The sequence below is a fragment of the Providencia sp. wls1922 genome, from assembly GCF_009706505.1.
GTDB classification, from domain to species: Bacteria; Pseudomonadota; Gammaproteobacteria; order Enterobacterales; family Enterobacteriaceae; genus Providencia; species Providencia lanzhouensis.
The window spans coordinates 14692-36297 of record NZ_WLUG01000049.1 but is presented as its reverse complement, the minus strand read 5'-3'; the positions used below and the strand labels follow the sequence as shown (position 1 = coordinate 36297).

20 protein-coding genes are annotated in these 21606 nt (G+C 43.4%); 16 read left to right on the top strand and 4 right to left on the bottom strand.

What is annotated here, in order from left to right; genetic code table 11:
* Complete coding sequence (locus GKR71_RS03875) at positions 1-453, top strand: flavodoxin (protein ID WP_230085020.1); 453 nt, start codon at positions 1-3, stop codon at positions 451-453.
* Between the two features lie 62 nt (positions 454-515).
* On the opposite strand, the gene GKR71_RS03870 is transcribed toward GKR71_RS03875, so the two are convergent.
* The 4 genes from GKR71_RS03870 to map form a co-directional block, all read right to left on the bottom strand.
* On the bottom strand, positions 516-902 hold the full coding sequence (locus tag GKR71_RS03870) for a DUF3461 family protein (RefSeq protein WP_036956344.1): 387 nt from the start codon (positions 900-902) through the stop codon (positions 516-518).
* A 512-nt stretch (positions 903-1414) separates the two neighbouring features.
* On the bottom strand, positions 1415-2242 hold the full coding sequence (gene dapD / locus GKR71_RS03865; protein ID WP_132496506.1) for a 2,3,4,5-tetrahydropyridine-2,6-dicarboxylate N-succinyltransferase: 828 nt from the start codon (positions 2240-2242) through the stop codon (positions 1415-1417).
* A gap of 60 nt (positions 2243-2302) precedes the next feature.
* On the bottom strand, positions 2303-4942 hold the full coding sequence (gene glnD / locus GKR71_RS03860) for a bifunctional uridylyltransferase/uridylyl-removing protein GlnD (RefSeq protein ID WP_108478498.1): 2640 nt from the start codon (positions 4940-4942) through the stop codon (positions 2303-2305).
* Between the two features lie 106 nt (positions 4943-5048).
* Positions 5049-5846, bottom strand: coding sequence for a type I methionyl aminopeptidase (gene map / locus GKR71_RS03855; protein ID WP_036956350.1), 798 nt, complete (start codon positions 5844-5846; stop codon positions 5049-5051).
* Positions 5847-6521: 675 nt separating this feature from the next.
* On the opposite strand from map, the gene rpsB reads away from it, so the two are divergent.
* The 15 genes from rpsB (at position 6522) to rnhB (ending at position 21603) form a co-directional block, all read left to right on the top strand.
* A complete protein-coding gene (gene rpsB, locus GKR71_RS03850) occupies positions 6522-7247 on the top strand; it encodes a 30S ribosomal protein S2 (protein WP_036956352.1) in 726 nt (241 codons plus the stop codon).
* Between the two features lie 134 nt (positions 7248-7381).
* Complete coding sequence (gene tsf, locus GKR71_RS03845; RefSeq protein ID WP_036956353.1) at positions 7382-8233, top strand: translation elongation factor Ts; 852 nt, start codon at positions 7382-7384, stop codon at positions 8231-8233.
* A gap of 206 nt (positions 8234-8439) precedes the next feature.
* On the top strand, positions 8440-9168 hold the full coding sequence (gene pyrH, locus GKR71_RS03840) for a UMP kinase (RefSeq protein WP_006814045.1): 729 nt from the start codon (positions 8440-8442) through the stop codon (positions 9166-9168).
* 108 nt (positions 9169-9276) lie between these two features.
* Positions 9277-9834, top strand: coding sequence for a ribosome recycling factor (frr, locus tag GKR71_RS03835; RefSeq protein ID WP_036956356.1), 558 nt, complete (start codon positions 9277-9279; stop codon positions 9832-9834).
* 149 nt (positions 9835-9983) lie between these two features.
* Positions 9984-11177, top strand: coding sequence for a 1-deoxy-D-xylulose-5-phosphate reductoisomerase (gene ispC / locus GKR71_RS03830; RefSeq protein ID WP_132496504.1), 1194 nt, complete (start codon positions 9984-9986; stop codon positions 11175-11177).
* A gap of 181 nt (positions 11178-11358) precedes the next feature.
* A complete protein-coding gene (uppS, locus tag GKR71_RS03825; protein WP_036956360.1) occupies positions 11359-12111 on the top strand; it encodes a polyprenyl diphosphate synthase in 753 nt (250 codons plus the stop codon).
* A gap of 6 nt (positions 12112-12117) precedes the next feature.
* A complete protein-coding gene (gene cdsA, locus GKR71_RS03820; RefSeq protein WP_154599812.1) occupies positions 12118-12984 on the top strand; it encodes a phosphatidate cytidylyltransferase in 867 nt (288 codons plus the stop codon).
* An 8-nt stretch (positions 12985-12992) separates the two neighbouring features.
* Positions 12993-14345, top strand: coding sequence for a sigma E protease regulator RseP (gene rseP, locus GKR71_RS03815; protein WP_108478500.1), 1353 nt, complete (start codon positions 12993-12995; stop codon positions 14343-14345).
* 41 nt (positions 14346-14386) lie between these two features.
* Positions 14387-16801: an outer membrane protein assembly factor BamA gene (gene bamA / locus GKR71_RS03810; protein WP_036956363.1), complete on the top strand. Its 2415-nt coding sequence runs from the start codon at positions 14387-14389 to the stop codon at positions 16799-16801.
* Between the two features lie 87 nt (positions 16802-16888).
* Positions 16889-17383 carry a molecular chaperone Skp gene (skp, locus tag GKR71_RS03805; protein WP_036956365.1) on the top strand — a complete coding sequence of 165 codons (495 nt, stop codon included), beginning with the start codon at positions 16889-16891 and terminating at the stop codon, positions 17381-17383.
* Positions 17384-17386: 3 nt separating this feature from the next.
* On the top strand, positions 17387-18424 hold the full coding sequence (gene lpxD, locus GKR71_RS03800) for a UDP-3-O-(3-hydroxymyristoyl)glucosamine N-acyltransferase (protein WP_108478502.1): 1038 nt from the start codon (positions 17387-17389) through the stop codon (positions 18422-18424).
* Positions 18425-18554: 130 nt separating this feature from the next.
* Positions 18555-19007, top strand: a complete 453-nt coding sequence (fabZ, locus tag GKR71_RS03795; RefSeq protein WP_006658399.1) for a 3-hydroxyacyl-ACP dehydratase FabZ — start codon at positions 18555-18557, stop codon at positions 19005-19007.
* A 1-nt stretch (position 19008) separates the two neighbouring features.
* A complete protein-coding gene (gene lpxA, locus GKR71_RS03790; protein ID WP_108478503.1) occupies positions 19009-19806 on the top strand; it encodes an acyl-ACP--UDP-N-acetylglucosamine O-acyltransferase in 798 nt (265 codons plus the stop codon).
* A gap of 52 nt (positions 19807-19858) precedes the next feature.
* The gene (gene lpxB / locus GKR71_RS03785; protein WP_036956372.1) at positions 19859-21013 is read left to right on the top strand and encodes a lipid-A-disaccharide synthase; all 1155 of its coding nucleotides are present in this window, start codon (positions 19859-19861) and stop codon (positions 21011-21013) included.
* Positions 21013-21603, top strand: coding sequence for a ribonuclease HII (rnhB, locus tag GKR71_RS03780; protein ID WP_036956374.1), 591 nt, complete (start codon positions 21013-21015; stop codon positions 21601-21603). The genes lpxB and rnhB overlap by 1 nt, the downstream gene beginning before the upstream one ends.
* Positions 21604-21606 lie beyond the last annotated feature (3 nt).

Below are 21606 nucleotides of genomic sequence, written 5' to 3'. Positions count from 1 at the left end.
GTGTCCAAAATCGGAATTTTTGTCGGAACAGTGTATGGCAACGCATTAGCGGTTGCGGAAGTGGCGCAAGAGCTCTTCGAACAGCAAGGTCATGAAGTGGCAGTGTTTGAGGAGCCAACGCTAGCGGATTGGCAAGTCTATAATGCGGGGGAAGGCGTTGCTCTGGTGATCACTTCCACTACCGGACAAGGTGATATTCCCGATACCATTGCGCCTCTTTTTTATGAAATTAAAGATGTTGTCGGCTATCAACCTGAATTGAAATATGGCGTGATTGCCTTAGGTGATAGCAGCTATGAGAACTTCTGCGGAGCGGGTAAACAGTTTGATGAGTTATTAGCTGAGCAATCTGGCAGCCGTATTGGCGATGTGTTGTTTATTGATGCCACTGAAGTGGAAGAGCCGGAAGAGTTCGCCAAAGTGTGGTTACAATCTTGGGCGGATTTGCTGTAAATCGCGAGCCTTATGCATCTGCACTGTAAACAGGTCGGCTTACAGTGCAGTGAGGAATTGGACTATTTACGAGTAAGTTTCTCGAGATCCGCTTCAATTTCTGCGATTTTATTGGACACAACGTGTTCTAAATGACGCAGGTCATCCAAAATTTTGTGTTTTAAATCAACATCTGTTTGGTCGTTTTGACAAATTTGGTCTAGTTCTTCAATCACATAACGTAAGTTAGTATTGATTTCGTTAATTTCTTTGAAGTTGTTGCTGCCATCAGTTGCTGCAACAGTTTTACGCTGGCGTGGGTACTTAAATTTCACGCTTTTAGCGAAAAACTCGCCTTTATCTTTGCGAAAGTAAATTTTTAAAATATCGTTATTAGCTTCTTGGCGCAGGGAATAGCGGTCGATATCTTGCGGATTGCTGATACCTAAACTTTTCAAATTATCGTACATGTTAGCTCGCTTAATCGTAAGGGACTGTGTCGATGACTTTTAGGGTTATAAATAAGGGCTATAAACAAGGCAGTCTCTTTTTATAACCATTTACTGAGCCCTAATTGCTTATAAAATGATGAGTTACAAAACAACCATCTAATAATAGCAGCTAATTGACCAAGGGCTGTAAATTCTCGGTCATATTATGCGCGATTAATCCAGTTTGACCAACCTCTGTTTGTAATAGAATCTGCTTTATTATTTGCGTTATCTATCTATAACCCAGAGGCTTCTGCTGACTTAACGAGAGATTTATGCTTGAGGTGCAGGATTTTCCATTGTGAATCAATAGATCAGCGGAGCAATGACTCAATGGGACACTCGGCTACCCGATTCGCTGATGGACATGCGCTTCGGGGTAGCTTCGCGTTTTACACCTTACAACCCTTAAACTATAAGGGGAGGTGAGAGAGTTTAGAATTTGATTAGTAATTGATTCGGTAACTTACAAGTAAGTCACTGATCTATACTTACTCATCAATACTTCTTAATAACTCATTGATACCGACTTTACCGCGGGTTTTTTCATCGACTTTTTTCACGATCACGGCGCAGTACAGGCTGTAGCTACCATCTTTGGACGGTAAGTTGCCAGAAACAACAACGGAGCCCGCAGGTACGCGACCATAGAAGATTTCACCCGTTTCACGGTCATAGATCTTGGTGCTTTGACCCAGATAAACGCCCATAGAAATCACGGAACCTTCTTCAACAATCACGCCTTCAACCACTTCAGAACGTGCGCCGATAAAGCAGTTATCTTCGATAATTGTTGGGTTTGCTTGTAATGGCTCCAGAACACCACCGATGCCGACGCCACCAGAAAGGTGAACGTTTTTACCAATTTGGGCACAAGAACCGACTGTTGCCCATGTATCAACCATTGTTCCTTCATCAACATACGCACCGATGTTGACGTAAGATGGCATCAATACACTGTTTTTGGCGATATAAGCCCCTTGGCGTACGGCTGCTGGTGGAACAACACGGAAGCCTTCACGTTCAAAGCGAGCTTTGTCGTAATCTGCAAATTTCATTGGAACTTTATCAAAATAGCGGCTTTCAGCGCCTTCGATGACTTGGTTATCATGAATACGGAAAGATAATAAAACTGCTTTTTTCAGCCACTGGTGAGTGACCCAAACACCCGCAATTTTTTCTGCAACACGCAGTTTACCGCTATCTAATAAAGCGATGGTTTCCATCACGGCTTGTTTGACTGCTGGCGTGACAGTATTCGGGGTAATGGATGCGCGATCTTCGAATGCTTGCTCAATAATTGTTTGTAATTGTTGCATTAATGCTGTTTCTCCTTCAATGGTTCTCAGTCAGGTAACATGCCATAAATTAGACTGGCACTATATTTTATCCTTCGATTTAAGGGCTTCTGTCAACCTTTCTGATAACTCTTGTTGCATATTTTTATCTAACGCTTTGTGTTCTCTATCTGCCAATACAAAAAAGTCTTCTACTTTTTCGCCAATAGTCGTGATGCGGGCGCCATATAAAGAAATCTCCATTTGAGCGAAAATGTGCCCCACTTTGGCGAGCAATCCGGGTTGGTCAAGCGCGAATAACTCCATATAGGTACGACGGTCATTATTGGAGTGTAGAAAATTCACTTTGGTTGGTACGCTGAAATGACGTAGCTTCGCAGGGAGAGTTCGCGGTTTTGGTAATGGAATTTCAGGTTGTTGAACTGCCAGTAACAGCGCCTTACGAATGTGTTCATATCTATCTTTCGAAAGTGGCGAGCCATTAGGTTCGAGTACCACGAAAGTATCCATCGCCATATTATCTTTATTAGTAAAAATTTGAGCGCTATGAATGCTGAGGTTGCGTCTATCCAGCTCACTGGCAACGGCTGCAAATAAATGCGCTTTGTCGTGGCACCAGATAAAAATTTCTGTTCCGCCATGTTTCGGTTGAGTACTGATTAACACCAAAGGCTGGGTTAAATCATGTTTGAGCAGGTGATTGGCGTGCCAAGCCAGTTGAGTCGGCGTGTGGCGCAAGAAATAATCCGCATGGCAGCGTGACCACAGAGTGTTGAGCTGCTCTTCATCGATGTGCGATTGTCGAAGTAGCGATAGCGCTTGGTAACGATGATGACGAATGCGTTCACGAAGATCGGGCGTGCTTTGCATGCCTTGGTTGAGTTGATGTTCGGTAGAAAGATAAAGCTCACGGATCAAACTTTGCTTCCAGCTATTCCATAACGTGCTGTTGGTGGCACAAATATCGGCAACGGTTAGGCACATCAGGTAATTCAAGCGCGCTGTCGATTTAACTTCCCCGGCAAACTGTTTGATCACATCCGGGTCTTGAATATCTCGGCGCTGGGCGGTCACGGACATCAATAAGTGATTTTTCACCAGCCATGCGACAAGCTCGGCATCTTTGGTTGTAAAATCATGTTGAAGAGCAAATTCATAGACAAATTCAGCACCGAGATCGGAGTGATCCCCTGAGCGCCCTTTGGCAATATCATGAAACATCGCCGCTAAGCGTAACAGCTCTGGCTGTAAAATCTTAGGATAAACACTGACACATAGCGGGTGCTCTCGGCGGTTCTCTTCCTGAGTGAAACTGTCGATTTTTTGCAGAACGCGAATGGTATGTTCATCTACGGTATAGGCGTGGAACAGGTCGAACTGCATTTGCCCGACAATATTGCTCCAAAATGGCGTATAGGCGCTGAGAACACTGTGTAAGTGCATCGGGACAAAAGCCCCTTTGATAGCTCTTGGATGGCGCAAAATTTTGACAAACATGCGGCGAGCTTCAGGAATTTCGCATAAGGGGACTTTCAGATCGCGCCGTGCAAAGCGTAATTGACGTAATGTGGTGGAGTAGATCCCTTCAATATTGGGGTTGCGAGCCATTTGATAAAACATTTTCAAAATAGCGTCTGGCTGCTTAATAAACAGCATTTCGTCAATCACATCGATTAAGTTGCCACGCAGTTGAAAATATTCATCAATAGGGCGCGGTTTTTCATTAGGATTTAATGCCAAGATAGCTTCATCAAACAGTTGCAGCAGCATTTGATTTAATTCCCTGACTCGGCGAGTGACGCGATAGAAATCTTTCATCATGCGCTCGACAGGTTGGTTCCGTTCGCCGGTGTAACCTAATGATTGTGCAACACTAAATTGACGGTCAAACAGTAGACGGTTGTCATAGCGCTTGACCACTAAATGCAAGGCAAAGCGGATTTTCCATAAAAATGATAAACACTCTTTAAGCTCTTGGCGTTCTTCTTCGGTGAGGAAACCAAAGCCAACCATTTCATCGACGGTTGTCGCACCAAAATGACGGCGGCCTACCCACAGTAAGGTATGAATATCCCGTAATCCGCCGGGGCTGCTTTTAATATCTGGCTCTAAGTTGTAGCTAGTGCTGTGATAACGCTGATGGCGTTCTTGTTGTTCGGTTAGTTTCGCGGCAAAAAAGGTCGCGGATGGCCAAAAGTCATCACTAAAAATAGTTTTCTGTAAGCTTAAGAATAGGGCGATGTCACCACATATTAAGCGCGACTCAATCAGATTGGTCGCCGTGGTTAAGTCTTGTTTTCCTGCTTGAATGCACTCTTCCAATGAGCGAACACTGTGCCCGATATCAAAACGCAAATCCCACAGTAAGGTAATGAACTGACCGACTTTAGTGGCAATCTCTTCAGGAAGCGGTTGCTGGCTGAGAATTAAAATGTCAATGTCTGATAGCGGGTGTAGCTCATGACGACCATAGCCTCCGACGGCAATCAACGACATCTCTGAACATTGGTCAAAATGGTAACTCTGCCAAAGCTTGGTGAGTAAGGCATCAAGATAGTCACTGCGGGCGCGGAGTAAATCCACGACATTTTGCCCTTGGTGAAATGCAGATTCTAACCAAGCATCAAATTGATCAACGTGTTGCCGAAGCGTTGAGAGTTCAAGATCGGAAGGCTGGAATTGAGTGGGAGATAAATAGCTGTTTGAAGGTGCCGTCATCATCATCTGTCCGTGTTGAGAGCCATACAGAAATTATGATCAGCTTACGTTTTTTTAGGGGGGATGAACAGAAAAACTAAGCTCCCCCAAGGAGGAGCTTGAAATACGATTATTCGTTGATCAGAACCGCAGAAATAAATGGCTCTTCTTCTTTACGCAGAGTTAAAATTTCACAGCCGTTGTCAGTCACCGCTAAGGTGTGCTCGTACTGTGCAGACCAACCACGGTCTTTAGTTTTGACTGTCCAGCCGTCTTTCATGGTACGAATACGGAAATCACCGGTATTTACCATTGGTTCGATAGTGAAGGTCATGCCTTTTTGCAGCACAACGCCGCTGTCATCTGCATCATAATGCAGCACTTGTGGCTCCTCGTGGAAACCTTCACCGATGCCGTGACCGCAATATTCGCGAACTACTGACAGGTCTTGTTTCTCAACAAACTCTTGAATGGCTTTACCGATAGTGCGTAAACGGATACCTGGTTTAACCATGCGGATTGCCAGATACAGACTCTCTTGAGTCACTTGGCACAGGCGCTCACCTTGGATAGTTGGTTTACCGACGATGAACATTTTAGAAGTATCGCCGTGGAAGCCATTTTTGATGACAGTGACGTCGATGTTAACCACATCACCATCTTTCAGAATTTTATCGTCGCTTGGAATACCGTGGCAGATAACATCATTCACAGAAATACAAACAGACTTAGGGAAACCATGGTAGTCAAGGCAGGCTGGGATCGCTTGTTGTTGCTCAACAATGTGTTTGTGGCAAAGGCGATCCAATTCACCTGTACTGACTCCCGGCACAACATGCGGTGCGATCATTTCTAACACTTCAGCTGCTAGGCGACCAGCAACACGCATTTTCTGAATATCTTCTTCAGTTTTGATAATAATAGCCATGAGTTCAGTCCATATATGTCAGCAAGGAATTTGCGACATGTTAAAAAAAGGGTTTGGAAATGGGCAATTGTTGCGACATTTTTACCGTTGATGCTGAGTATGGTAACAGTCACCGCATTTTCTGCCAACTAGTAGGCGATATGTTTAGATGCCCACAATTCGATTAAAAACAGATAATGGAGCACAGGGTAAGCCAAGCCTTAGGCGTGGTTTGTTCAAATTGAGCTTTCTAGAGCACAAATTGTCAAAAATGCCAGTCGATTTTTGATGGTGAATTTTTTGTCTTGACCATTTTTCGCTATCGCTTTGTTGTTGCTCCATATTTGCACGGAGGCTCTTTTGTGACGGGCAAAATTCATTGATATTTGAATAGTACACTTAGTTTTTATCAGCGAAAAAAACAACAATTATTGGATTACAACTGCATTTTATGGTATAAAGCGCGCCGGCAATCCATATTTTTCTCTTTATCTCATTTTTTAATCTAATTTGGATTAGTGAGTGAATCTTAAAGGCATCGATTGGATGTGCGTAAATTAAAACTCAATTGTGTAATAACACACACGAATCGGCACGTGCGCCGGGGTGCTCTTATGCGTTTAGACGCAGCTATAGAGTCGGTAGCATGGGATTCGTGGAGGCATAACCCCAATTACTTATATACAGAGGTATAAAATGGCAACTGTTTCCATGCGCGATATGTTACAAGCGGGCGTTCACTTTGGTCACCAGACTCGTTACTGGAACCCTAAAATGAAACCTTTCATTTTCGGCGCTCGTAACAAAGTTCATATCATCAACTTGGAAAAGACTGTTCCAATGTTCAACGAAGCTCTGGCTGAGTTGACTAAAATTGCTTCTCGTAAAGGCAAGATTCTGTTTGTTGGTACTAAACGTGCTGCAAGCGAAGCCGTTCAAGAAGCTGCTGGAAGCTGTGATCAATATTTCGTAAACCACCGTTGGTTAGGTGGGATGCTGACTAACTGGAAAACTGTTCGTCAGTCAATCAAACGTCTGAAAGATCTGGAAGTTCAGTCACAAGACGGTACTTTCGACAAACTGACCAAGAAAGAAGCGCTGATGCGTACTCGTGAACTTGGTAAGTTAGAAAACAGCTTAGGCGGTATCAAAGATATGGGCGGTTTACCAGACGCTCTGTTCGTTATCGATGCAGACCACGAACACATTGCTATCAAAGAAGCTAACAACCTGGGTATCCCAGTATTCGCTATCGTTGATACTAACTCTGATCCAGACGGTATCGACTTCGTTATCCCTGGTAACGACGATGCAATCCGTGCAATCAAACTGTATCTGGGCGCTGTTGCAAACACCGTTCGTGAAGGTCGTTCACAAGATCTGGCTGTTCAAGCAGAAGAAAGCTTAGTAGAAGCTGAATAATAAGGCAAAAGCCCTTATTAACCAGGTATTGCTATATATTGGTTAGAAGGGGCCTACTTAGGCCCCTTTTGTCTCTGTGAATCAGAATTATCCTTGTGGGAAAGTCCCGTGAGGCATATCGAGGAATAAATCACATGTCTGGAATTACCGCTGCATTGGTAAAAGAACTGCGCGAACGTACTGGCGCAGGTATGATGGAATGTAAAAAAGCATTAGTTGAAGCTAACGGCGACATCGAATTAGCAATCGACAACATGCGTAAATCAGGTCAAGCGAAAGCAGCTAAAAAAGCAGGCCGTGTTGCTGCTGAAGGCGTTATCCTGACTGAAGTTTTCAACGACGGTAAAACTGGTGCGCTGATCGAACTGAACTGCGAAACTGACTTCGTTGCTAAAGATGCTGGTTTCTTAGCATTCGGTAAAGAAGTTTTAGCTTCTGTTGTTGCTGATAAAAACGCTGACATCGACGCTCTGAAAGCAAAATTCGAAGAAGCTCGTACAGCTTTAGTTGCGAAAATTGGTGAAAACATCAATATCCGTCGCGTTGCTATTCTGGAAGGCGCACAAGTAGGTAGCTACCTGCACGGCGCTCGTATCGGTGTTCTGGTTGCTGGCGAAGGCGCAGATGAAGAACTGCTGAAACACATCGCTATGCACATTGCTGCAAGCAAGCCAGAATATGTGACTCCAGAAAACGTTCCAGCTGACGTTGTTGCTCACGAGCACCAAATTCAGTTAGACATCGCTATGCAATCTGGTAAACCACGCGAAATCGCTGAAAAAATGGTTATCGGTCGCATGAACAAATTCACTGGCGAAATCTCTCTGACTGGCCAGCCTTTCGTAATGGATCCAAGCAAATCTGTTGGTGACTTACTGAAAGAAAAAGGTGCTAACGTAACTAACTTCATCCGCTTTGAAGTTGGTGAAGGTATCGAGAAAGTTGAAACTGACTTCGCAGCAGAAGTTGCTGCAATGAGCAAGTAATCAACGAAAAGGGCCGCCGATTGGCGGCCTTTCTTTAATACACTGCATATTTCAAGCTGCATGCATTCGCCTCCTTTGGTGTAGCGACTCAACTTCCTGCAACTTGAACTATTTTTGTGCAGCATTCTGTATCAAATACATTTTTCGGCATATAGAGCGAGATTCTATATGTATGACTCCAATAATGACCTGTTAGGACACAACTCATGGCAACCAATGCAAAACCCGTTTATCAGCGTATTCTGCTTAAACTAAGTGGCGAGGCTCTACAAGGTGCAGAAGGTTTTGGTATCGATGCTAGCGTTTTAGATCGTATGGCTCAGGAAATCAAAGAACTTATAGAACTGGGTATACAGGTCGGTGTGGTTATTGGTGGTGGTAACTTGTTCCGTGGTGCCGGTCTGGCACAAGCAGGCATGAACCGCGTTGTTGGTGACCATATGGGTATGCTGGCAACCGTGATGAATGGTCTGGCAATGCGTGATGCGCTGCACCGTGCATACGTAAACGCAAGACTGATGTCTGCAATTCCACTCAATGGTGTGTGTGACAACTACAGCTGGGCTGAAGCTATCAGCTTACTGCGTCACGGCCGTGTGGTTATCTTCTCTGCGGGAACAGGAAATCCATTCTTCACAACGGACTCAGCAGCTTGCTTACGCGGTATTGAAATTGAAGCTGATGTTGTACTGAAAGCCACAAAAGTTGATGGCGTTTACTCGTCAGATCCTGCCAAAGATCCTGATGCCGTTCTGTATGAAAACCTGAATTATCAAGAAGTTCTTGAGCGTGAATTGAAAGTTATGGATTTAGCTGCATTTACGCTAGCACGCGATCACAACCTGCCAATTCGTGTTTTCAACATGAATAAGCCAGGTGCATTACGCCGTGTTGTGATGGGTGAAAACGAAGGAACTCTGATTTCTCACAATTAATACTCAGAGACATGACCTGAGTTTGAATGTATTATCTAACATAAATTCAGACAATTTAAGCGAGGCTGCTTTGCGGCCTTTAATAACAAGTTCTTAAGGGTTGATAACGTGATTAACGAAATCCAAAAAGATGCTCAAGACCGTATGGAAAAGAGCCTTGAAGCACTAAAAAGTCAAATCAGCAAAGTTCGTACTGGCCGCGCTTCTCCAAGCCTGTTAGACGGCATCTCTGTTGAATATTACGGTTCAGCAACGCCTCTGCGTCAATTAGCTAACGTGACTGTTGAAGATTCACGTACATTAGCAATTTCTGTTTTTGACCGTAGCATGTCACCTGCAATTGAAAAAGCGATCATGGCGTCTGACTTAGGTCTGAACCCATCTTCAGCAGGTACTGTTATCCGCGTTCCACTTCCTCCATTAACGGAAGAGCGTCGTAAAGACTTAATCAAAGTGGTTCGTGGTGATGCTGAGCAAGGTCGTATCGCAATTCGTAACGTCCGCCGTGACGCGAACGATAAAGTTAAAGCTTTACTGAAAGACAAAGAAATCAGTGAAGATGACGAGCGCCGTTCACAGGATGACATCCAAAAGCTGACTGATAACTTCATCAAAAAAGTGGATGAAGCATTAGCTCAGAAAGAAGCGGAGCTGATGGAGTTTTAATCCATCTTGATAATAAAGCCATCTGAACACATTTTTTAAAAGTGTGCTTTAGCATGGCTTTATTATTTATCATTTCTATTAAACAATCCTTTCTTATCGCTAAGCTGATATAATCTCAGTATTGAATTAATACAGAGTATCTGATCACTATGAAACGTCTTACTATCCTGGGTTCTACAGGTTCAATCGGTACAAGTACACTTTCTGTTGTTCGTCAAAATCCTGATAAATTCCAAATTCTTGCATTAGTCGCAGGTAAAAACGTGACTGAGATGGCAAGTCAGTGCCTTGAATTTAATCCTAAATATGTCTCAATGGCTGACGAAAGCGCAGCGAAAGCATTACGTACTATTTTGACGGAAAATAACTGCAAAACAGAAGTTTTATCTGGTACAGAATCCGCTATTGAACTTGCTGGATTAGATGATGCGGATCAAGTGATGTCTGCTATTACTGGCGTGGCGGGGCTACTCCCAACGTTGTCAGCAATCCGCAAAGGGAAAAGAATATTATTAGCGAATAAAGAGTCTTTGATCACCAGTGGCCGTTTATTCTTTAATGCGATTCGAGAGCACCAAGCGACAGTTTTCCCGATCGATAGCGAGCATAATGCGATTTTCCAAAGCTTACCTGAAGAGATTCAATTGAATTTAGGCTTTGCCGACCTGATGGCCTCAGGGATTTCCAGCATCGTATTAACAGGGTCTGGCGGACCATTTAGAGATACACCTTTATCTTATTTTGACCAAGTGACACCTGATGAGGCATGTAATCATCCTAACTGGTCAATGGGTCGCAAAATCTCAGTAGATTCCGCGACTATGATGAATAAAGGTCTAGAATATATCGAGGCCTGCTATTTCTTTAATGCGAACGAAAAGCAGATGGAAGTGATTATTCACCCTCAATCTGTGATCCACTCTATGGTTCGTTACCGTGATGGGAGTGTTATCGCCCAGTTAGGAACACCGGACATGCGTACACCAATTTCGTACAGCATGGCCTATCCTCAGCGTATTATGTCGGGTGCTAAGCCATTGGATTTCACTACGTTATCTTCGCTGACTTTTGTGGAGCCTGATTACCAACGTTATCCTTGCCTGAAACTGGCTATCGATGCATGTCACCAAGGGCAAGCGGCGACGACTGTATTAAATGGTGCGAATGAAATCACTGTCGGTGCATTCTTAGAAGAGAAAATTCGCTTTACGGATATTGCAAAAATCAATCACAAGATTATGGATAAATTAGATTTTTCGGAACCCACGTCTATTGATGAGGTCTTAGAAATCGATGCTTGTGCTCGTCGTGAAGCAGCTCAGCTAATTGCTCAAGAATTTTAATCTTGATATGTGATTTATTTAGTTGCTGATAACTATAATATATCTTTAATATGTGGCGTGTTGAGAATAGAAAGCTTATCAACAATAAGCATATTAAGGATGTGTCTTATCAGCAATTATAATCATAAGAGTTATGATTGAGCCGGATTTCCCAAGTAGTACAGACAAGGATTAACATTTAATGAACTCTAGTGGTGAAAATCTCTCTGATTCTATGATGCCTAAGCATGTTGCCATCATTATGGATGGTAATGGGCGATGGGCAAAACAGAGAGGAAAATTCAGAATTACTGGTCATCGAGCAGGTGTTGAATCTGTACGTAGTTCTGTGCGTTTTGCAGTAAAGAATAATATTCGTTCCCTGACACTTTACGCATTCAGCAGTGAAAATTGGAAAAGACCAGAAAAAGAAGTCAGTTCGTTGATGGATCTGTTTGTTTTTGCATTAGATAATGAAGTCAAAAACCTGCATAAAAATAACGTAAAACTGAAAATTATTGGTGATGTTAGTCGCTTTAGTGAAACCTTAAGAAAAAGAATTGATAAAGCGGAAGCATTAACAGCAGGTAATACCGGTTTACAGCTGAATATTGCCGCTAACTACGGTGGACGCTGGGATATTGTAAATAGCGTTAAACAAGTTTATGAAAAAGTGAGTCGTGGTGAGTTATCTATTGATGACGTAACTGAAAGTACGATTAGCGACCATGTTTGTATGCATGACCAAGAGTGTGTTGATTTGGTGATCCGTACAGGTGGAGAACATCGCATTAGTAATTTCTTGTTATGGCAGGTTGCTTATGCGGAATTTTATTTCACCAACGTTTTATGGCCAGATTTTGATGAAATGGTGTTTCAGGATGCAGTCGATGCTTTTAGCAAGCGAGAACGGCGCTATGGTGGAGCAGAATCAGATGACGAACTCGTCAAATAAAAGGGGATGGATGTGCTGAAGTATCGTTTACTCACTGCGGTGATTTTAATTCCAATTGTTATTGCTGCACTTTTTTTACTGTCCCCAGCAAATTTCGGTTTAGTAGTGATAGCTGTCTGTGCGTTGGGCGCATGGGAATGGGCTCAATTTGCTGGATGGCATTCACAAACTAAACGCATCGGTTTAGCGGTTGTATTTGCGGCGGTATTACTCGCAATTCAATTTTCTTTACCAGACATGACCGCTCTTTCAAGTTCTCCGTTTATTTTATATAGCCTATGGGCGGGTTTAATCTGGTGGATTGCCGCCATTTTATTGGTTGTGACATACCCAGCCTCTGCCTCATGGGGTAAATCGGTCATCATTCGCTTACTGTTTGGTGTATTAACTATCGTGCCTTTCTATAGCGGCATGATGGTATTAAGAACCATTGGTTACCAAGCAGATACCTCTGTAGGGGCATGGTGGCTGCTCTACGTTATGTTATTGGTATGGGGTGCAGACTCCGGTGCTTATGCGTTTGGACGTACTATTGGTCGCAATAAAATGGCACCAAAAGTTTCTCCAGGTAAAACATGGGAAGGGTTAATCGGTGGTTTAATTACCGCTGGAATTATCTCATGGTTATTTAGCTTATATGCGCCAATCCCAGCAATGCCAGATTATTTACTAGTGACTTCAATTATTGTTGTTGTAGTATCTGTGTTTGGTGACTTAACGGAGAGTATGTTTAAGCGCCAATCCGGTATTAAAGACAGTAGTCATTTAATTCCAGGTCACGGTGGAATACTCGATAGAATTGATAGCCTAACTGCGGCAATCCCTGTATTTGCAGGGCTGAATTTGTTAGTTTTTAACGGTTTTGGTCTTTAGGAAGATTAATGGGATTTATTTGGAGCTTAGCGGCGTTTATTATTGCGATTGGTGTGCTGATTACGGTGCACGAATTTGGGCATTATTGGGTCGCGCGCCGTTGCGGTGTTTACGTTGAAAAGTTCTCTATAGGGTTTGGTAAAACGCTATGGCGTAAAGTCGATAAACATGGGACAGAGTTTGTTTTAGCGCTGATCCCGCTTGGTGGCTACGTCAAAATGCTCGATGAGCGTGTTGGTGAAGTAAGCCCAGAACGCCGTCATTTAGCTTTCAATAATAAGACTGTTGGACAACGTGCCGCCATTATTAGCGCGGGGCCTCTTGCGAACTTTTTGCTTGCTATTGTTGTCTACTGGATTGTCTTTATGATTGGGATTCCATCTGTTCGCCCAGTCATTGATAGCATTAAGCCAAATTCTATTGCTGCTGAGGCAAATTTTGAGCCTCAGATGGAACTAAAATCGATAGACGGTATCGAAACACCTGATTGGAATTCAGTTCGTTTAGCGCTAGTGAGTAAAATTGGTGATAGGGAATTTACTGCACAAGTTTTACCTCAAGGATATAATGAACCGGTTTCTAAAACAGTGGATTTAAGCGCATGGCAGTTTGACCCTGAAAAGCAGGATCCTATTTTATCAATAGGGATTATGCCAGTGTCTGCGAAGGTTGACCCTGTCATCCATAAAGTGACGGAAGGCTTAGCGGGCGAGCGTGCCGGTTTAAAACCGGGAGATAGAATTATTAGTGTCAACGGAGAGCTACTGGATACTTGGAATCCAGTGACGAGAATAATCCGAAATAATCCGGGGACACCATTAAAATTAGCCGTGCAACGTGATTCGACATTGATTGATTTAACCTTGGTTCCTGATGTTCAGGAAGGTAAAAAAGGTGAGCGTTTTGGCGTTGCAGGTGTCGAACTAACTGTATTACCGTTAGCTGATGAATATAAAATGGTGCAGCAATACAACCCTGTATCTGCACTGTTTCAAGCTAGCGACAAGACTTGGCAGTTGATGAAACTGACAGTCAATATGATGGGTAAACTGGTTGTTGGGGATGTCAAACTCAATAACTTGAGCGGGCCGGTATCTATCGCAAAAGGTGCGGGGGTTTCGGCGGAGTCAGGCTTGGTATATTATCTGATGTTTATTGCGCTGATTAGCGTGAACTTAGGCATCATCAATCTATTTCCATTGCCTGTGTTAGATGGGGGGCACTTACTCTTCTTATTAATTGAAAAAATTAAAGGGAGTCCAGTGTCTGAGCGAGTACAAGACTTTAGTTTTCGAATTGGTGCAATGGCATTGATTCTGTTAATGGGACTTGCACTTTTTAATGATTTCTCTCGCTTCTAATTTTGTAAGCTTGGGACCAGTAAGGAATACGCATAACAACGATGGCGATGAAAAAGTTGCTCATAGCGTCGCTGCTTTTAGGTAGCGCCACTGCATACGGTTCAGACGGATTCGTAGTTAAAGACATTCGTTTCGAAGGTCTACAACGCGTCGCCGTTGGTGCAGCATTATTGAACATGCCTGTCAGGGTCGGGGATTCAATCGATAACGAAGATATCAGTCGTTCGATTCGTTCGCTATTCTCTACAGGTAACTTCGAAGATGTTAGGGTCCTGCGTGATGGAAATACGCTGATCGTTCAAGTTAAAGAACGACCAACCATCGCGAGTATCACTTTTACAGGTAACAAATCTGTAAAAGATGACATGCTAAAGCAGAACTTGGAAGCATCCAATGTCCGTGTGGGTGAAGCATTAGACCGCACTAAAATTGCGAATATTGAAAAAGGTTTAGAGGACTTTTATTACAGTGTTGGTAAATACAACGCGACAGTAAAAGCGGTGGTCACTCCATTACCACGTAACCGCGTGGATTTAAAATTTGTGTTCTCTGAAGGCGTGTCTGCAAAAATCCAGCAGATCAACATTGTGGGTAATAAAAACTACTCAACAGCGGAATTGGTGAATAAGCTCCAATTACGTGACGATGTGCCATGGTGGAACCTGGCGGCTGACCAAAAATATCAAAAACAAAAATTGGCGGGTGACTTAGAAACCCTGCGCAGTTTCTACCTTGATCGTGGTTATGCACGTTTCAATATCGACTCAACGCAAGTGAGTCTGACACCGGACAAGAAAGATATCTACATTACGATTAATGTCACTGAAGGAGATCAATATAAGATTTCTGGCGTTGACGTTAATGGTAATACGGCAGAGCATTTAGCGGATATCCAAGAGCTGATCACTATTACACCAGGTGAGTTATACAATGGTGCGCAAGTGACTCAGATGGAAAACCAAATTAAAGACCTGTTTGGTCGTTATGGTTACGCTTATCCGCGCGTAATGACTCAGCCTGAAATTAATGACGCTGATAAGACAGTTAAGCTGCATGTTAACGTTGATGCAGGTAACCGTTTCTATGTTCGCCAAATTCGTTTCCAAGGCAATGATACCAGTAAAGATTCCGTTTTACGCCGTGAAATGCGCCAAATGGAAGGTGCTTGGTTAGGTAACGATTTAGTTGAATTAGGTAAAGAGCGTCTGAACCGTACTGGTTTCTTCGAAACTGTTGATGTTGAAACTCAGCGCATTCCGGGTAGCCCAGACCAAGTTGATGTTATCTATAAGGTTAAAGAACGTAACACTGGTTCAATGAACTTTGGTGTTGGTTTCGGTACTGAAAGTGGCGTTAGCTTCCAAGTTGGTGTAACTCAGGATAACTGGTTGGGTACAGGTAATGCGGTTGGTATTAACGCGAGCCGAAATGACTACTCAACAAACGTAGAGTTTTCAATGACAGACCCTTACTTCACTGTAAACGGTGTGAGTCTGGGTGGACGTATTTTCTATAACGACTTTAGTGCGAAAGATGCGGACTTATCTGGCTATAACAACAAAACGTATGGTTTAGATAGCACATTAAGCTTCCCATTCAATGAAAATAACTCCTTCCGTATTGGTGCGGGTTATGTTCATAACGACCTGTCTGACATGCGTGCGCAAGCTGCAATGTGGGACTATCTACAATCTATGGGTGAAAACCCACCGGTGACTAAAGATGGTCGTAACAAAGAAAGCTTCAGAGCTGATGACTTTACGCTAAACTTAGGTTGGACATATAACTCCTTAAACCGTGGTTTCTTCCCAACATCGGGTAACAAAACCAGTGTTTCAGGCAAAATTACTGTCCCAGGTTCTGATAACGAATACTACAAACTGCGTTTTGATACTGCCCAATATCTCCCATTGAATGATGATGAAACATGGGTTGTGTTAGGTCGCGCGCAGGCGGGTTATGGTGATGGTATTGGTAGCAAACAAATGCCATTCTATGAGAACTTCTATGCAGGGGGTTCTAGCACTATCCGTGGTTTCCGTTCAAATAACATCGGTCCGAAAGCTGTATATCTGAAGAATGTAGATGGCAAAGATGGTCCTGAGCCAGGTAGCCCATCCAGCGATGCGGTTGGTGGCAACGCGATGTATGCAGGTTCATTTGAGCTGATTACACCAACGCCATTTATCGACGAAAAATATGCGAATACGATCCGTACATCTCTGTTTGTAGATGCGGGAACCGTATGGGATACCAACTGGAACAGTATTAACCCAGCATGGCGTGCAGGTATGCCTGACTACGGTACAGCAACTAACGTCCGTGTTTCTACGGGTATTGCTTTACAGTGGATTTCGCCACTTGGGCCTCTGGTCTTCTCCTATGCGCAACCTATCAAGGATTACGAAGGCGACAAATCAGAACAGTTCCAATTTAATATTGGTAGAACTTGGTAATAATTCAGTCTCTATCGAAATCAGCCCTCATAAAATAATGAGGGCTACCAAAATTTCCAGCCATAAGAATGGGTTAAGGAGTTTAGTGTGAAAAAATTGTTGTGTGCAGCGGGTGTAAGTATTGCTTTAGCAATGTCTGCGGGTGCGTATGCTGAAAAAATCGCTATCGTTAATGTTGGCGAAGTTTTCCAGAACATGCCTGCTCGTGAAGCCGTTGCTAAACAGCTTGAGAGTGAATTCAAAAGCCGTGCTACTGAACTGCAGAATCTGGAAAAAGATCTGCAATCACGCGTAGAAAAACTGCGTCGTGACGGCGCGACTATGAGCACTAGCGATCGTGAAAAGCAGGAAAAAGAATTAATCACTAAACGTGACCAGTTCGCTGAGAAAGCTCAGAAATTTGAAGAAGACAATCGTCGTCGTCAAGCTGAAGAGCGTAATAAAATCCTGAGCCGTATCCAAGATTCTATTAAATCTGTTGCAGCGAAAGAAGGCTATGATGTTGTTATCGATGCAAACGCAGTTGCGTATGCAAAAGATGGTATCGATATCACCAGTCAGGTTCAAAAACAGGTTAAATAATAGATGTCTTCAATTCGATTAGCTGACCTTGCTCAGCAGTTGAATGCACAGTTACACGGTGATGGCGATATCGTCATCACCGGTATTGCACCGATGTATTCAGCGAATAATCAGCAGATTACTTTTTTATCTGATAGCCGTTACAGCGATAAGTTGGCAGATTGCCAAGCTGCTGCTGTGGTATTAACTGAAAAAGATCTGAGTGCTTGTAAGGTTGCTGCACTGGTTGTAGATAATCCTTACCTTGCTTATGCGCACATGGCGCAAATTATGGATACCACTCCAGCCCCTGCTGAGAATATCCATGCGTCAGCGGTCATTGCTGATGATGCCCAGCTTGGTCAGAATGTCGCAATTGGCGCGAATGCCGTTATCGAAAGTGGCGTTGTGCTAGGCGATAACGTTGTGATTGGTGCAGGTTGTTTTATTGGTAAAAATACCCGCATTGGTGCAGGCACCCGTTTATGGGCGAATGTCAGTGTTTACCATCATGTTGAGATTGGGGAAAGTTGCTTAATCCAGTCAGGCACAGTGATCGGTTCTGATGGCTTTGGTTATGCCAATGATCGTGGTAATTGGATCAAGATCCCACAATTAGGTACCGTGATCATCGGATCTCGTGTTGAGATCGGTGCGTGTACAACAATTGACCGTGGCGCATTAGATAACACAGTCATTGGCAATGGCGTTATCATCGATAACCAATGCCAAATTGCGCACAATGTAACAATAGGCGATAATACCGCAGTTGCGGGTGGCGTCATTATGGCTGGTAGTTTAAAAATCGGTCGCTATTGTATGATTGGCGGAGCCAGTGTTATCAATGGTCATATGGAAATCTGTGACAAGGTTACCGTAACAGGTATGGGAATGGTCATGCGACCAATTACTGAGCCAGGAGTTTACTCTTCCGGTATTCCTTTACAGCCGAATAAAGCATGGCGTAAAACCGCAGCTTTAGTCTTAAGCATCAATGAGATGAATAAGCGTCTAAAAACACTTGAACGTGAATTAGATAGCCAAAATCAAAAAAATCAGTAATTATTTGGTAATTCAAGCTAAAATAGTTTCTTGAGTTACATTTTTTCCGGCCTGCCTGTTAACTCGCTATTGAGTTAAAGCGGGCCGATTCATTAATTAAATAGTATTAATAGACAGGAAGAGTATTTCGATGAGTGATAATCATACTCTGAATATAGAAGAAATCTTAGAACTACTTCCGCACCGTTACCCATTCCTTTTGGTTGACCGTGTATTGGATTTTGAAGAAGGTAAATCTTTGCGCGCGGTAAAGAACGTCTCTTTTAACGAGCCATTCTTTCAGGGACATTTCCCGAGCAAACCAATTTTCCCAGGTGTTTTAATTTTAGAAGCAATGGCTCAGGCTACGGGTATCCTTGCATTTAAAAGCGTAGGCAAACTTGAACCTGGCGAGCTGTATTATTTTGCAGCGATTGATAACGCACGCTTTAAACGTCCAGTTCTGCCAGGAGATCAAATGATCCTGGAAGTTGAATTTATCAAAGAACGTCGCGGTGTTGCACGTTTTAAAGGTGTAGCAAAAGTTGATGGAGAAGTGGCCTGCGAAGCAGAAATGATGTGCGCCCGTCGTCGTGAGGTCTGATATGATTGACAAAACTGCCTATGTTCATCCCTCATCTATTGTAGAAGATGGAGCTGTTATTGGTGCCAATGTACGCATTGGTCCTTTTTGCTATATCGGCGCTAATGTTGAAATTGGTGAAGGTACTGAGCTGAAATCTCACGTTGTTGTAAACGGACACACGAAAATTGGTCGTGACAACGTTATTTTTCAATTTGCTTCGATTGGTGAAATTAACCAAGACCTGAAATACCAAGGTGAGCCAACTCGCGTTGAGATTGGCGACCGTAACCGCATCCGTGAAAGTGTGACTATCCACCGTGGAACCACACAAGGCGGTGACCTAACTAAAATTGGTAATGATAACTTACTGATGGTTAACGTCCATATTGCGCATGACTGCATCATTGGTAACCGCTGTATTATCGCGAATAACGGAACGTTAGGTGGTCACGTCACTCTTGGTGATTTCGCTATTATTGGTGGCATGACTGCGGTGCATCAATTCTGTCAGATTGGTGCGCACGTAATGGTCGGTGGATGCTCTGGTGTTGCACAAGACGTACCTCCATACGTTATTGCACAGGGCAACCATGCAACTCCATTTGGTTTAAACCTTGAAGGTTTAAAACGCCGTGGTTTTGAAAAAGAATCTCTGCACGCTATTCGTAACGCCTACAAAACGTTATACCGCTCAGGGAAGTCTTTGGAAGAAGCACGTGAAGAAATTGCTGAAATGGCAAAAACTGACGAACACGTCAAAGTATTTAGTGATTTCTTAGAAGACTCAGCACAATCTAAGCGCGGAATTATTCGTTAATTTTTGCTGCTGCAGATGAATACAAGAAAAGGCCTTTAATAAGGAGCGAATTTTGGTGAATAGCAACCGCCCACTTACTATTGGCCTTGTTGCCGGAGAAACCTCTGGTGATATCTTAGGCGCAGGACTTATCCGCGCCTTAAAACAACAAGTCCCCAATGCCCGTTTTGTCGGTGTTGCAGGTCCTCTCATGCAAGCAGAAGGTTGTGAAGCTTGGTATGAAATGGAAGAGCTCGCCGTCATGGGGATTGTTGAAGTCCTTGGTCGTTTACCTCGTTTATTATCCATCCGTAAAGATTTAACTCAGCGTTTTACTGAGTTACAACCTGATGTGTTTGTTGGCATTGATGCGCCTGATTTCAATATCACCCTTGAAGGTCGCTTAAAATCCAAAGGCATTAAAACCATTCATTATGTCAGCCCATCTGTTTGGGCATGGCGCCAAAAGCGCGTATTCAAAATTGGTCGTTCCACAAATTTAGTCTTAGCATTTCTCCCATTTGAGAAAGCATTTTATGACCGTTTTGATGTCCCTTGCCGTTTTATTGGGCACACCATGGCGGATTCAATCCCCTTAAACCCTGATAAACAGGCTGCGCGTGAACGTTTAAATATCCCCGTAACTGCAAAATGTTTAGCATTGTTACCGGGAAGTCGCCATTCTGAAGTCGAAATGCTTAGCGCTGATTTCTTAAAAACCGCTACACTATTAAGTAGCCACTTTGCCGATCTACATATTGTCGTGCCTCTGGTAAATCAGAAACGCCGCCAGCAATTCGATGAAATAAAACAACAGGTTGCTCCAGAGTTGAATGTCCATATTTTGGACGGACAGGCTCGCGATGCAATGACCGCAGCAGATGCGACATTACTTGCTTCTGGCACCGCGGCCTTAGAATGTATGCTAACCAAATGCCCAATGGTAGTGGGTTATCGCATGAAGCCTTTCACATTCTGGCTTGCCAAGCGCTTAGTCAAAACGCCTTATGTTTCTTTGCCAAATTTATTGGCAGGGAAAGAAATCGTGAAAGAATTACTCCAAGAAGAGTGCCAGCCACAGCAGCTTGCAGACCAGTTACTTCCATTGTTGGAAGGCGGAGAGCAAGTAGACGCGCTGAAGGAAACTTTCTTACAATTGCATCAACTGATTCGTTGTGATGCAGACCAACAAGCCGCTGATGCTGTATTAGATTTGGTTAGAAAATAATGGAATTTATATACCCGAAAGCCAACTTAATTGCTGGCGTTGATGAAGTGGGGCGTGGACCTTTAGTGGGCGCTGTAGTGACTGCAGCGGTTATTTTAGATCCTAATAACCCAATAGCAGGACTTGCTGACTCGAAAAAACTTAGCGAAAAAAAGCGTGAAAAGTTGTTCGATGAGATCAAAGAAAAAGCACTGTGTTGGTGCATTGGCCGTGCAGAACCTGAGGAAATTGACCAACTCAACATATTGCATGCGACTATGTTGGCAATGCAAAGAGCGGTAGAAGGCCTTTCAATTCAACCAGAATTCGTCTTAGTGGATGGCAACCGCTGCCCTAAATTGACCATGCCATCACAGGCTGTTGTCAAAGGTGATAGTTTAGTCCAAGAGATCAGCGCTGCATCAATTCTGGCTAAAGTGATTCGAGATAGAGAAATGGTCGAGCTTGATAAAGCTTTCCCTGAATATGGTTTTGCGAAACACAAAGGCTACCCTACAGCGTATCATTTAGAAAAATTAGCTGAGTTTGGCGCTACCGAATTTCACCGTAAAAGCTTCGCGCCTGTAAGACGTGCGTTAGACATTAAATAGTCG